This window comes from Pseudomonadales bacterium, assembly GCA_013215025.1.
In the GTDB taxonomy this organism is placed as follows: domain Bacteria; phylum Pseudomonadota; class Gammaproteobacteria; order Pseudomonadales; family DT-91; genus DT-91.
This window is the reverse complement of record JABSRR010000069.1, coordinates 1-13,385: the sequence shown is the minus strand read 5'-3', so window position 1 is coordinate 13,385 and position 13,385 is coordinate 1. Positions and strand designations below refer to the sequence as shown.

The 13,385-nt window shown below is 46.4% G+C and carries 9 protein-coding genes and 3 tRNA genes; all 12 read left to right on the top strand.

Going from position 1 to position 13,385, the window contains the following annotated elements; all coding sequences use genetic code 11:
* Nucleotides 1-180: 180 nt before the first annotated feature.
* The 12 genes from HRU21_06885 (at nucleotide 181) to rpsL (ending at nucleotide 13,178) form a co-directional block, all read left to right on the top strand.
* A tRNA-Gly gene (locus tag HRU21_06885) sits at nucleotides 181-254 on the top strand.
* Nucleotides 255-257: 3 nt separating this feature from the next.
* Nucleotides 258-333, top strand: a tRNA-Thr gene (locus HRU21_06880).
* A gap of 106 nt (nucleotides 334-439) precedes the next feature.
* A tRNA-Trp gene (locus tag HRU21_06875) sits at nucleotides 440-515 on the top strand.
* A 52-nt stretch (nucleotides 516-567) separates the two neighbouring features.
* Entirely contained in the window at nucleotides 568-945 is a 378-nt protein-coding gene (gene secE, locus HRU21_06870) for a preprotein translocase subunit SecE (GenBank protein NRA42018.1), read from the top strand.
* 17 nt (nucleotides 946-962) lie between these two features.
* Entirely contained in the window at nucleotides 963-1,496 is a 534-nt protein-coding gene (nusG, locus tag HRU21_06865; GenBank protein ID NRA42017.1) for a transcription termination/antitermination protein NusG, read from the top strand.
* A gap of 69 nt (nucleotides 1,497-1,565) precedes the next feature.
* Nucleotides 1,566-1,994, top strand: a complete 429-nt coding sequence (gene rplK, locus HRU21_06860; protein NRA42016.1) for a 50S ribosomal protein L11 — start codon at nucleotides 1,566-1,568, stop codon at nucleotides 1,992-1,994.
* A gap of 2 nt (nucleotides 1,995-1,996) precedes the next feature.
* Complete coding sequence (gene rplA / locus HRU21_06855) at nucleotides 1,997-2,692, top strand: 50S ribosomal protein L1 (GenBank protein NRA42015.1); 696 nt, start codon at nucleotides 1,997-1,999, stop codon at nucleotides 2,690-2,692.
* A 257-nt stretch (nucleotides 2,693-2,949) separates the two neighbouring features.
* Nucleotides 2,950-3,477, top strand: a complete 528-nt coding sequence (gene rplJ, locus HRU21_06850; protein ID NRA42014.1) for a 50S ribosomal protein L10 — start codon at nucleotides 2,950-2,952, stop codon at nucleotides 3,475-3,477.
* A 55-nt stretch (nucleotides 3,478-3,532) separates the two neighbouring features.
* Nucleotides 3,533-3,913: a 50S ribosomal protein L7/L12 gene (gene rplL / locus HRU21_06845; protein ID NRA42013.1), complete on the top strand. Its 381-nt coding sequence runs from the start codon at nucleotides 3,533-3,535 to the stop codon at nucleotides 3,911-3,913.
* Between the two features lie 238 nt (nucleotides 3,914-4,151).
* Nucleotides 4,152-8,234 (top strand): DNA-directed RNA polymerase subunit beta, encoded by a 4,083-nt coding sequence (rpoB, locus tag HRU21_06840; GenBank protein ID NRA42012.1) that lies wholly within the window; start codon nucleotides 4,152-4,154, stop codon nucleotides 8,232-8,234.
* Nucleotides 8,235-8,350: 116 nt separating this feature from the next.
* Nucleotides 8,351-12,592 (top strand): DNA-directed RNA polymerase subunit beta', encoded by a 4,242-nt coding sequence (gene rpoC / locus HRU21_06835; protein ID NRA42011.1) that lies wholly within the window; start codon nucleotides 8,351-8,353, stop codon nucleotides 12,590-12,592.
* Nucleotides 12,593-12,803: 211 nt separating this feature from the next.
* Nucleotides 12,804-13,178: a 30S ribosomal protein S12 gene (gene rpsL / locus HRU21_06830; protein NRA42010.1), complete on the top strand. Its 375-nt coding sequence runs from the start codon at nucleotides 12,804-12,806 to the stop codon at nucleotides 13,176-13,178.
* Nucleotides 13,179-13,385: the final 207 nt, after the last annotated feature.

Sequence of the window (13,385 nt, the reverse complement as noted above, 5' to 3'; positions counted from 1 at the left end):
GTAAATCTGACGCGTAAGCTTCGGTGGTTCGAATCCACCCCCCTCCACCATCTAATTGAGCCGGTCTATTAAATTTAGTAAAAGAATATTTTTACTTTTCTTAGCAGGCGATTGTATCTAGATGGCTTATACAGTCTAAGATAATTGCTAAGCGCTAAGTTTGATTTTTTTAGGTGATATGCGGGTATGGTACAATGGTAGAACCTCAGCCTTCCAAGCTGATGATGCGGGTTCGATTCCCGCTACCCGCTCCATTTGCTCTTGTAGCTCAGTTGGTAGAGCACACCCTTGGTAAGGGTGAGGTCGGCAGTTCAAATCTGCTCAAGAGCTCCATTCTTTTAATGTTGGCCTTTTTTTATGCTGCAAATAAGTGGTGTAAAAATGGTTGACAAATCTGTTCTTCGCGAGTAGTATTTCGCCTCTTTTTTTGCGTGTATGTAGGCCAGTAGTTCAATTGGTAGAGCACTGGTTTCCAAAACCAGCTGTTGGGGGTTCGAGTCCCTCCTGGCCTGCCAGCTCGCAAGGCATTGTTTTAAAAATGTTTTTTTGATAGCGGTAGGCGTAAGTATGAATACCAATGTTCAGCAAGAAGGCTCGTCGTCGGCGCTAGATGTTGTGTTGTGGATCCTGGTGGTGGTTATCGTTGCTGCCGGCGTTTACGGTAATAGTTTTTTTGCTAATGAGTATTCGGTTTTTGAGCGCACTTTGGCGCTCCTGCCGATGGCGGCGATTGCTGGATTTCTTGCGATTAAAACGCAGAAAGGTGCGGCATTTCTGCGTTTGGTCAAAGAGTCGCGCGCTGAGATTCGTCGTGTGGTTTGGCCAACCCGACAAGAGACCACGCAAACAACTTTTATGGTTGTGTTGGTAGTGATTGTAATGGCTTTGATTCTTTGGGGTTTGGATGCGCTTCTGAATTCTCTAGTTTCAATGGTGATTGGTTAATTAAAAGGGGAAACAGCATGTCTAAGCGTTGGTATGTTGTGCATGCTTATTCTGGTTACGAGAAAAAAGTGAAGGGTGCGCTGGAAGAGCGTATTGAGCTTCATGGTATGCAGGCGTTGTTCGGTGATGTATTGGTGCCAACTGAAGAAGTGGTGGAGATGCGCGCCGGTCAGAAGCGTAAGTCAGAGCGAAAATTTTTCCCTGGTTATGTGCTAGTGCAAATGGAACTAAATGATGATTCATGGCACTTAGTAAAAGAGACGCCTCGCGTGATGGGCTTTATTGGTGGTAAGGCGGATAAGCCTGCGCCAATTTCTGATCGTGAGGCTGATGCTATTTTGCAGCGTGTGCAAGATGGCGTTGAGCAGCCGCGGCCCAAGACCTTGTTTGAGGTTGGTGAAGTGGTGCGTGTTATCGATGGTCCGTTCAATGACTTTAANGCGGTTGTTGAGGATGTGGATTATCCGCGCAGCAGGCTATCGGTTGCAGTTCAGATATTTGGGCGTTCAACTCCGGTTGAGCTCGAGTTTGGTCAAGTAGAGAAAAGCTAACTCTGCTGATTGTTTAATGATGAGGAGCTTGGCCTTGCGCTGAGCGTTTGCACTCAGAGGAGTCATATCATGGCAAAAAAAGTCGAAGCTTATATCAAGCTACAAGTGCCTGCTGGTCAGGCAAATCCGTCACCTCCTGTTGGTCCAGCACTGGGTCAGCACGGTGTCAATATCATGGAATTCTGTAAAGCCTTCAATGCTGAAACTCAGCAGATGGAAAATGGCATGCCAATTCCTGTGGTCATCACCGTATATAATGACCGTAGCTTCACCTTTATCAAGAAAACACCGCCAGCGGCCGTTTTATTGCGTAAGGTTGCAGGTATTAAAAAAGGTTCTGGTGAGCCTAATACCAATAAAGTTGCAAAAGTAACGCGTGCCCAGCTTGAAGAAGTGGCGACAATCAAAATGCCAGACCTTAACACTGATGATATGGATATGGCAGTGCGTATTATTGCCGGTTCTGCTCGAAGTGCGGGTATCGAGGTGGAGGGTTAATCATGGCTAAATTAACAAAACGTCAAAAGCTAATCGCTGAAAAAGTTGAGCTTGGTAAGGTTTATGACTTTGCTGAAGCCGTATCTATCTTGAAAGCAGTGTCTTCAGTTAAGTTTGGTGAGACAGTTGATGTGTCGCTAAATCTTGGTGTAGACGCGCGTAAATCTGATCAGCAAGTTCGAGGTGCAACCTCGTTACCCGCTGGTACAGGTAAAGATGTGCGTGTTGCAGTCTTTACTGCTGGCGCGAATGCAGATGCGGCCAAGGCGGCTGGTGCAGACTTTGTTGGCATGGAAGATCTGGCTGAGCAAATTAAAGGTGGCATGATGGATTTCGACGTTGTTGTTGCGTCGCCAGATGCTATGCGCGTGGTTGGTCAATTAGGTCAGGTGTTAGGTCCGCGTGGCTTGATGCCTAACCCTAAAACCGGCACTGTCACGCCAAATGTCGGTGAGGCTGTGACTAATGCAAAAGCAGGTCAGGTTCGTTACCGTACAGATAAAAACGGCATCATTCATGGTGCGGTAGGTAAATTATCGTTTGATGAGTCGCAATTGCGTTCAAATGTTGAAGCATTGCTGACTGACATCAAAAAGGCTAAGCCTGCAGCGGCTAAGGGTATTTTCCTTAAAAAGCTAACGCTGTCGTCGACCATGGGTCCAGGTTTGGCTGTTGATATTTCTAGCTTAAGCTTTTAATCGCTTCAGTTAGTAACGTTACTTTGGGGCTTTGCGAACAATCTTGTGTAAGCAAGATTTAAGCAGAGCTATCAAAGACCGTAGGTGTGGTGGCAGCTTCTGTTGTGATCACTTAATCATTGCTGGGAAGCAAAAGCCTACGCAGATGGCAAAGGCCCTTGTGGTTGTAGCCATTCCATGTGTTGAGATAGTGAGTGAGCACTGCAAACGAGCTAAATCAATGCGAATTATTGCACAAGCAATTTGGAGATATCTAAATGGCAATAGGTCTAGAAGACAAAAAAGCGATTGTTGCTGAAGTCAACACTGTCGCTGCTGAAGCCTTATCTCTTGTAATTGCCGACTCTCGTGGTGTTGGTGTAAATGACATCGCTGCGCTTCGTAGTGAAGCGAAAAAAGCTAATGTAAATATGCGTGTTGTGCGCAATACCTTAGCTAAGCGTGCCGTTGCTGGTACCGAATACGAGTGTGCTCAGGATGTGTTCAAGGGTCCGTCATTATTGGCGTTCTCGATGGAAGATCCTGGCGCTGCTGCGCGTTTATTCAAAGATTTCGCAAAAGAAAACGAAAACTTTGAAGTAAAAGCTTTAGCAGTGGGTGGACAGTTATTAGATGCTGGACAAATTGATGTATTGGCGAAGCTGCCAACGCGCGAACAAGCTCTATCAATGTTGATGGGTACGATGTTAGCGCCGGTAACCAAGCTGGTACAAACTGCGAACGAAGTTCCAGGCAAATTGGTCCGTACTTTAGCAGCTGTCAAAGAGCAAAAAGAACAGGCTTGATAAGTTTTTACTTATTGATTGAAACAACCCTTAAATTTTTATTTGGAGAGTCAAAATGGCTTTATCAAAAGAAGACGTATTAAACGCTATCGCTGAGATGAGCGTAATGGAAGTCGTTGAGTTAATCGAAGCGATGGAAGATAAGTTTGGTGTTACTGCTGCCGCTGCTGTGGCTGCTGCACCTGCTGCTGCTGGCGGTGACGCTGGTGCTGCGGCTGAAGAGAAGACTGAGTTTGACGTAGTTCTTACTGGTGCTGGCGAGAAGAAAGTTAACACCATCAAGGCTGTTCGTGAAATCACTGGTCTTGGTCTTAAAGAAGCGAAAGGCTTGGTTGACGGTGCACCTTCACCTATCAAAGAAGGCGTATCTAAAGAAGAAGCTGAAGAAGCTAAAGCGAAGCTTGAAGAAGCTGGCGCTGCAGTCGAAGTTAAATAATTTCGATTGTTATATCAACCATTTAGCGTTAGTCTGAATGGTTTGGGCTGGCGGGTTACTCCCGCTGGCCTTTTTGCGTTTATGCAAAATAGAATTTTTGGCTTATTTTTTTGGGGTGATGAGACTAGAAAAATAAGCAAGCCTAAGTGGCGATTGGTTGGTGAGGCAAACATCCACTTATAAGTGGCAAAGGTGTTTGAGACCTTCCGATTTTCTCGTGACGCATTGGGGAGATCTAATGACATACTCATATACTGAGAAGAAACGAATTCGTAAGAATTTTGGAAAGTTCCGTCAAATGATGGATGTTCCATACTTGTTGGCAATCCAATTGGATTCCTACCGAAAATTTACCCAAGCCAATACGCCTCTGGAAGAGCGTGGCGATATGGGTTTGCATGCAGCATTTAAGTCTGTTTTCCCGATTGTGAGCTATTCGGGTAATGCTGCGCTTGAGTATGTAAGTTACACCCTAGGTGAGCCAGTGTTTGACGTGGCTGAGTGTCAGCTGCGTGGCGTTACCTATGCGGTGCCATTGCGTGTCCGTGTTCGCTTGATTATCTACGATAAGGATTCAGCGAATAAAGCGATTAAAGATATCAAAGAGCAAGAAGTCTACATGGGCGAGATCCCATTGATGACCGATAACGGCACCTTCGTTATTAACGGTACTGAGCGTGTTATTGTGTCGCAGCTGCACCGTTCACCAGGTGTGTTCTTTGATCATGACAAAGGTAAGACGCACTCTTCTGGTAAGTTGTTATACAGTGCGCGCGTAATTCCTTACCGTGGCTCGTGGTTAGATTTTGAGTTTGACCCTAAAGATTTAGTATTCGTGCGTATTGATCGTCGCCGTAAATTACCGGCCACCATTCTTCTACGTGCTTTGGGTTACAGTTCGGAAGAAATTCTGTCGATGTTCTTTGACACCTCGACTTTCCATTTGTCAGATGAAGCTATTAGCTACGACTTAGTTGCTGATCGCCTGCGTGGTGAAGTCGCGGCGTTTGATATTCTAGACAAAAAAGGCAAGGTGATTGTTGAGAAAGATCGTCGCATCACCGGTCGTCATATCCGTCAGCTGGAAAAGGCAGGTATTAAAGCGTTAGATGTGCCACGTGAATACGTGTTAGGCCGTTCACTAGCAAAAGATGTGATTGATGCCGAGTCTGGCGAGTTAATCGCCGAGTGTAATGCGGAGATTACTGAAGAGTTGATCGACGCCTTAATTGCTGCGGGTGTTAAAGACGTTGATACTATTTACACCAACGAATTAGATTGTGGTCCGTATATTTCTGAGACCTTGAAAACCGATCCTTCGCGTGATGAGCTTGACGCCCTTGTTGAGATTTATCGCATGATGCGTCCGGGCGAGCCACCGACTAAAGATGCCGCGGAAAACCTATTCCAGAATTTATTCTTCTCTGCAGAGCGCTATGATTTATCAGGCGTAGGTCGTATGAAGTTTAACCGCCGCCTAGGTCGTGAAGAGGTGGTAGGCGAAGGCGTATTATCGAAAGAAGATATCGTTGACGTATTAAAAACCTTGGTGGATATTCGTAACGGTAAAGGCATTGTTGATGATATTGATCACCTAGGTAACCGTCGTGTTCGCTCTGTCGGTGAAATGGCTGAAAACCAATTCCGTGTTGGTTTGGTTCGTGTTGAACGTGCGGTTAAAGAGCGTCTGTCGCAGGCAGAATCTGAAGGCCTAATGCCGCAAGATTTAATTAACGCTAAACCCGTTGCAGCAGCAGTGAAAGAGTTTTTTGGCTCATCACAGCTATCGCAGTTCATGGATCAAAACAATCCATTATCAGAAGTTACCCATAAACGCCGCGTATCTGCATTAGGCCCAGGTGGTCTAACCCGTGAGCGTGCAGGCTTTGAAGTACGTGACGTGCATCCAACACACTACGGCCGTGTTTGTCCTATCGAAACACCAGAAGGCCCAAACATCGGTTTGATTAACTCCTTAGCAACCTACTCACGCACCAATGATTATGGCTTTTTAGAATCGCCTTACGTCAAAGTGGTTGACGGCAAGCTAACGGATGAAATTGAATTTTTGTCAGCCATCAATGAAGCTGAGTACTGCATTGCGCAGGCCTCATCTACCTTAGATGAAGATGGCAAGTTGATTGAAGATCTGGTTAAGGTGCGTCATTTGAATGAGTGGACAGTAACTGCGCCTGAAAACGTCAACTATATGGACGTATCGCCGAAGCAGATGGTTTCGGTTGCGGCCTCACTGATCCCCTTCCTTGAGCACGATGATGCTAACCGTGCACTTATGGGTTCTAACATGCAGCGTCAAGCTGTGCCTACGCTCAAAAGCGATAAGCCGCTTGTCGGTACTGGCATGGAGCGTATTGTTGCGCGTGACTCAGGTGTCTGTGTTGTTGCAAAGCATGGCGGTGTCGTGCATAGCGTTGACGCTAGCCGTATCGTAGTGCGCGTAAATGACGCTGAGGTATCAGAAGGTCAGGCGCCGGTTGATATCTACAACTTAATTAAATATACCCGTTCTAACCAAAATACTTGTATTAACCAGCGTTCAATCGTTAAGCAAGGCGATGTGATTGCACGCGGTGATATTTTGGCAGACGGGCCTTCGGTAGATATGGGTGAGCTGGCGCTTGGTCAGAATATGCGTATCGCCTTTATGCCGTGGAATGGTTATAACTTTGAAGACTCTATTTTGGTGTCAGAGCGTGTCGTTAAAGAAGACCGTTTAACCACCATTCACATTCAAGAGTTAACCTGTGTTGCCCGCGACACCAAGCTGGGTGCTGAAGAGGTTACTTCGGATATCCCGAACGTTGGCGAGGCAGCGCTGAGCAAACTTGATGAGTCGGGTATTGTCTATATCGGTGCAGAAGTTGGCCCAGGCGATATTCTGGTAGGTAAGGTAACACCTAAAGGTGAAACACAGTTAACCCCAGAAGAAAAACTATTACGTGCCATCTTTGGTGAGAAAGCGTCAGACGTGAAGGATACATCTTTGCGTGTCGGCACCTCAACCAAAGGTACGGTTATCGATGTGCAAGTATTTACCCGCGACGGTCTTGAAAAAGATGCGCGTGCTAAGTCTATCGAAACGGCGCAGCTTGATGACTATCGTAAAGACCTTAACCAAGAGTTCGATATTGTTGCCTCTGCTACCTTTGCACAGTTAACGCGTCAGCTTGAAGGTAATAAAGTTAAAGCCGGCGGTGGTTTCAGCAAAGGCCAAAAATTAACGACAGCAGACCTTGAAGGCTTAAGCCAAGATGATTGGTTTAAAGTGCGCATGGAAGATAAGGCCTTAAATGAAGCCTTAGATAACGCTGAAGCACGCTTGACAGAGTTCCGCAAAGAGCTTGATGAGCGCTTTGAAGTTAAAAAGAANAAATTGCAATCTGGNGATGACTTGGCGCCGGGCGTACTGAAGATTGTTAAGGTTTACCTTGCGATCAAACGCCGTATTCAGCCNGGTGATAAGATGGCGGGTCGTCATGGTAACAAAGGTGTTATCTCGATGATTAAGCCTATCGAAGATATGCCTTATGATGAAAACGGCGAGCCGATTGATATCGTGCTTAACCCGCTAGGTGTGCCGTCGCGTATGAATGTCGGTCAGATTCTTGAGACACACCTTGGTATGGCAGCTCGTGGCCTTGGCGTAAAAATCGATAAGATGTTGCGTGAGCAACGTGCTATGGCTGAAGTTCGCGGTTTCTTAGAGGATATTTATAACTCTCACGCCGATGGTCATGCGGAAGACTTGTCGCAATTAAGCGATGAAGAAGTGCTTCAATTAGCCACCAACCTTCGCGGTGGTGTACCAATGGCGACGCCAGTGTTTGACGGTGCTAAAGAAGCTGAGATTAAAGACTTACTTGAGCTTGCGGATATTCCGCGCAGCGGCCAAATGACATTGCATGATGGTCGTACCGGTGATGCATTCTCTCGCCCTGTAACCGTTGGTTACATGTATATGCTGAAACTGAACCACTTAATCGACGACAAAATGCATGCGCGTTCGACGGGTTCATATAGCCTGGTTACGCAGCAGCCTCTTGGTGGTAAAGCGCAATTTGGTGGTCAGCGTTTCGGTGAGATGGAAGTATGGGCGCTTGAAGCATACGGTGCTGCCTATACCCTACAAGAAATGCTTACAGTCAAGTCAGACGATGTTAACGGTCGTACCAAAATGTATAAAAACATTGTGGACGGCGATCATCGCATGGAGCCTGGTATGCCTGAATCATTTAACGTATTGGTTAAAGAGATTCGCTCGCTGGGTATTGATATTGAGTTGGATACAGAAAACTCTTAATCGTTAAAAACATCGTCATCTGTCAGTTAAGTGTGAAATGAAACACTTGACTGACAGGCTAAAGAATTAAGCGGTTCGCCGCACAAGTGCATAGCACTTAACTTGGAGGAAGTGTCTTGAAAGACTTACTAAACTTGCTGAAGTCGCAAGGACAGTCAGAAGAATTTGACTCTATTCGTATTGGTCTAGCCTCGCCAGAGATGATCCGTTCGTGGTCATTCGGTGAAGTTAAAAAGCCAGAAACCATTAACTACCGTACGTTCAAGCCAGAGCGTGACGGCTTGTTCTGTGCCAAAATCTTTGGCCCGATCAAAGACTACGAATGTCTTTGTGGGAAGTACAAGCGACTCAAGCACCGTGGTGTTATTTGTGAGAAATGTGGCGTTGAAGTAGCGTTGGCCAAAGTCCGTCGTGAACGCATGGGCCATATTGAACTTGCCAGCCCGGTTGCGCATATTTGGTTTTTAAAATCATTGCCCTCACGTATCGGCTTATTACTAGATATGACCTTGCGTGATATCGAGCGCATCCTGTACTTTGAATCATTTGTAGTGATTGATCCGGGCATGACTACCTTAGAGCAAGGTCAGTTGCTTAATGATGAGCAGTATTATGAGGCGCTGGAAGAGTTCGGTGATGAATTCGTCGCGAAGATGGGTGCTGAGGCAATCCAAGACCTTATGATGGATATCAACATGGAAGACGAAGCAGAGCGTCTCCGTGAAGAAATTCCGCAAACCAATTCCGAAACAAAAATTAAGAAATTATCTAAGCGCTTAAAGCTTATTGAAGCCTTCTTGGGTTCAGGTAATAAGCCCGAGTGGATGGTGATGAATGCATTGCCGGTTCTTCCACCAGATTTACGCCCATTGGTACCATTAGATGGTGGCCGATTCGCAACATCTGATCTGAACGATTTATACCGTCGCGTTATCAACCGTAATAACCGCTTGAAGCGTTTATTAGACTTGGCTGCGCCAGACATCATTGTGCGTAACGAAAAGCGTATGCTGCAAGAGTCAGTGGATGCCTTATTAGATAACGGTCGTCGTGGTCGTGCGATCACAGGTTCTAATAAGCGCCCATTAAAGTCGCTTGCAGACATGATTAAAGGTAAGCAAGGTCGTTTCCGCCAAAACCTTTTGGGTAAGCGTGTTGACTACTCAGGCCGTTCCGTCATCGTGGTTGGTCCTACTTTACGTTTACACCAATGTGGTCTGCCTAAGAAGATGGCGTTAGAGCTATTCAAGCCATTCATTTTCGGTAAATTAGAAGCACGTGGTTTAGCGACGACGATAAAAGCGGCTAAGAAAATGGTTGAGCGTGAGCCACCAGAGGTTTGGGATATCTTAGCTGAAGTTATCCGCGAGCATCCGGTTATGCTAAACCGTGCGCCAACACTTCACCGTTTAGGTATTCAGGCATTTGAGCCAGTATTGATCGAAGGTAAAGCGATTAACTTACACCCTCTCGTATGTGCGGCTTATAACGCCGACTTCGATGGTGACCAAATGGCTGTTCACGTTCCATTAACGCTAGAAGCGCAGTTAGAAGCGCGTGCGTTAATGATGTCGACCAACAACATCTTATCGCCAGCATCGGGTGATCCAATTATCGTACCATCGCAAGACGTTGTTTTGGGCTTGTACTGGATGACGCGTGACCGTATTAACGGCAAAGGCGAAGATATGGTTTTCGCCGATGATAAAGAGGTGAGCCGTGCTTACGCTTCACATGCGGTAGATCTCCAGACTCGCATCAAAGCACGTATCACTGAAACGATTATTGCTGAAGACGGTAGCAAAGAAACGCGTACCTCAATGCGTGACACCACGGTTGGTCGTGTTTTGTTATGGCAAATCGTGCCAGAAGGCTTAGAGTTCGACTTAGTGAACAAGCCCATGGTTAAGAAAGCTATCTCTAAAGTGTTGGATGAGAGCTACCGTCGTTGTGGTCTGAAGCCTACGGTCATCTTTGCTGACCAATTGATGTATACCGGTTTTGAGTATTCAACAAAATCAGGTTGTTCGGTTGGTGTTAACGACTTTGAAATTCCAGATGCGAAGCACACCATCATTAATGATGCGGAAGATGAAGTACGTGAAATCGAAGAGCAGTTCTCAGCGGGTCTTGTAACTCACGGTGAGAAATACAATAAAGTTATCGATATTTGGTCACGTGCGAATGAGCTTGTTGCCAAGTCGATGATGGATGAGATTTCTAAAGAGACAGTGCAAAACAAGGCCGGTGAAGATGAGCAGCAAGACTCATTTAACTCGATTTATATTTATGCTGATTCTGGTGCGCGTGGTTCACCTGCACAGATTCGTCAGTTAGCCGGTATGCGTGGTTTGATGGCTAAGCCAGACGGCTCGATCATTGAAACGCCAATCACTTCTAACTTCCGTGAAGGTTTGAACGTACAGCAGTACTTCATCTCAACGCACGGTGCACGTAAAGGTTTGGCCGATACGGCACTGAAAACGGCTAACTCGGGTTATTTAACCCGTCGTTTAGTCGATGTATCGCAAGATGTTGTGGTTACCGAGCAAGACTGTGGCACTGAAGAAGGTATTGTTATCACGCCGGTTATCGACGGTGGTGACATCATCGAAACCTTAGGTGATCGCGTACTTGGCCGTGTGGTTGCAGAAGATATTCTGAAACCGGGTACCGATGAAGTTGTTGTTGCCAAAGGCACCATGATCGATGAAGCATTAGTTGTGGCAATTGAGCAGGCTAGCATTGATGAAGTTAAAGTACGCTCGCCGATTACCTGTGAAACGCGCCATGGTGTATGTTCTGCATGTTATGGTCGCGACCTAGCACGTGGTCATCAAGTCAACGTGGGCGAGGCCGTTGGTGTTATTGCTGCACAGTCAATTGGTGAGCCAGGCACACAGTTAACCATGCGTACTTTCCATATTGGTGGTGCTGCATCGCGAGCGACTGCAAACGATAATATTCAAGTGAAGCAAGAGGGTACGGTTCGCTTACATAATGTTAAGTTGATCGAACGTGCCGATGGTAAGTTCGCAGTAACTTCTCGCTCTGGTGAATTATCGGTTGCCGACCAAAACGGGCGTGAGCGTGAGCGTTATAAGCTGCCTTACGGTGCTACCGTAAATGTGCAGGATCAAGCTGAAGTAGCGGCTGGTGAAGTCGTTGCTAACTGGGATCCGCATATGCACCCGATCATTACTGAAGTGGCGGGTAAAATGCAGTTTACCGGCATGGAAGAAGGCATCTCAGTTAAGCGTCAAACCGATGAATTAACCGGTCTTAGCTCTATTGAGGTGATTGACCCAGCTGAGCGCCCTGCTGCTGGTAAAGATCTTCGTCCAGCGATTACCTTGTTAGATGAAAAAGGTGAAGAGCTATGCTTGCCTGGCACGAATGTGCCCGCGCATTATTTCTTGCCAGCTAATGCACTGATCAGCTTAACTGATGGTGATATGGCGGGCGTCGGTGATGTGTTAGCACGTATCCCGCAAGAAGGCTCGAAGACAAAAGATATTACCGGTGGTCTTCCGCGCGTAGCTGACTTGTTTGAAGCACGTAAGCCTAAAGAGCATGCGATTCTCGCGGAAATTTCAGGTGTTGTTAGCTTTGGTAAAGAAACCAAGGGTAAGAAACGTCTAGTGATTACTCCGCCAGAAGGAGTAACGCTGCCTGATGGTAAAGCGCACGTAGAAACTTTAATTCCTAAGTGGCGTAACCTTAACGTATTCGAAGGTGAGTCGGTTGAGAAAGGTGAGGTTGTCTGTGATGGCCCAACTAATCCGCATGACATCTTACGTTTACGCGGTGTGATTGCATTGACCAACTACATTGTGAATGAAGTTCAGGATGTTTATCGTCTGCAAGGTGTAAAAATCAATGATAAGCACATTGAGACGGTCATCCGTCAGATGTTGCGAAAAGTTGAAGTGACGGCGGCCGGCGATTCTAAGCTGATTCGCGGTGAGCAAATGGAGCTGACAGAAGTGCTTGGTGAAAACGAAGCCCTGACAGCCGACGAAAAAGTGCCTGCACAGTATGACCGCGTATTACTTGGTATTACCAAGGCCTCACTGGCAACCAATAGCTTTATTTCAGCCGCCTCGTTCCAAGAAACGACGCGCGTGCTCACTGAAGCTGCGGTAACCGGTAAGCGCGACTACTTACGTGGTCTGAAAGAAAACGTCGTGGTAGGTCGTTTGATTCCTGCGGGTACGGGTCTCTCTTATCATGCTGATCGTAAAGCGGCAGCTGAAAAAGAAGAAAGCTTTAGTGCGCAAGATATGGAAGCGGCATTAGCGCAAGCATTTGCTGCACCAGCAGCAGACGCTGCAGACGCGGCTGAGAGTGAGGAGTAATTCGGGTCTCGATCAAGGTTGAGTGGGCAGATTGGGCGCCGTTATATTACACGGCGTTCGCTTTGTTAATTGCTTGACTGTCTAGTCTTTGATCTATAGAATTGCGCCTCCTTTGAAATAGGTGTGCTTTTGCGGCCTTCGTAATATCGCGATTGTGCGCAAAAGTATGAAGCAAGACGCCTTTATATAGGCGATTTATTTGGAGTAAAACATGGCAACGATCAACCAGTTGGTTCGTAAGCCTAGAAAACGCAAAGTTGCTAAAAGTGACGTTCCTGCGTTGCAAAGTTGTCCGCAGCGTCGTGGTGTATGTACTCGTGTATATACCACTACGCCTAAGAAGCCTAACTCGGCATTACGTAAAGTATGTCGTGTTCGCTTGACCAATGGTTTTGAAGTTTCTTCATACATTGGCGGTGAAGGCCACAACTTGCAAGAGCACAGTGTTGTATTAATCCGTGGCGGTCGTGTAAAAGATTTGCCAGGTGTTCGTTATCACACTGTTCGCGGTACCTTGGATACACAAGGTGTTAACGATCGTAAGCAGGGTCGTTCTAAGTACGGTACTAAGCGTCCTAAGTCGTAATTGACTTAGCGCTTTACCCACTTAAGTAATCGGTTGTGTTTCAGGCACATAAAGTTTAACCGGTTCATATTACTGTAACATCCCCGCGTCAGACTGACGCGAAGCTATTATAAGTAAGGCTGAGCAGCAAAAGCGGTCTCAGATGAACCTGAAAAGAGATAGGTAATACTATGCCTCGTAGAAGAGTTGTCGCCAAGCGCGAAGTTC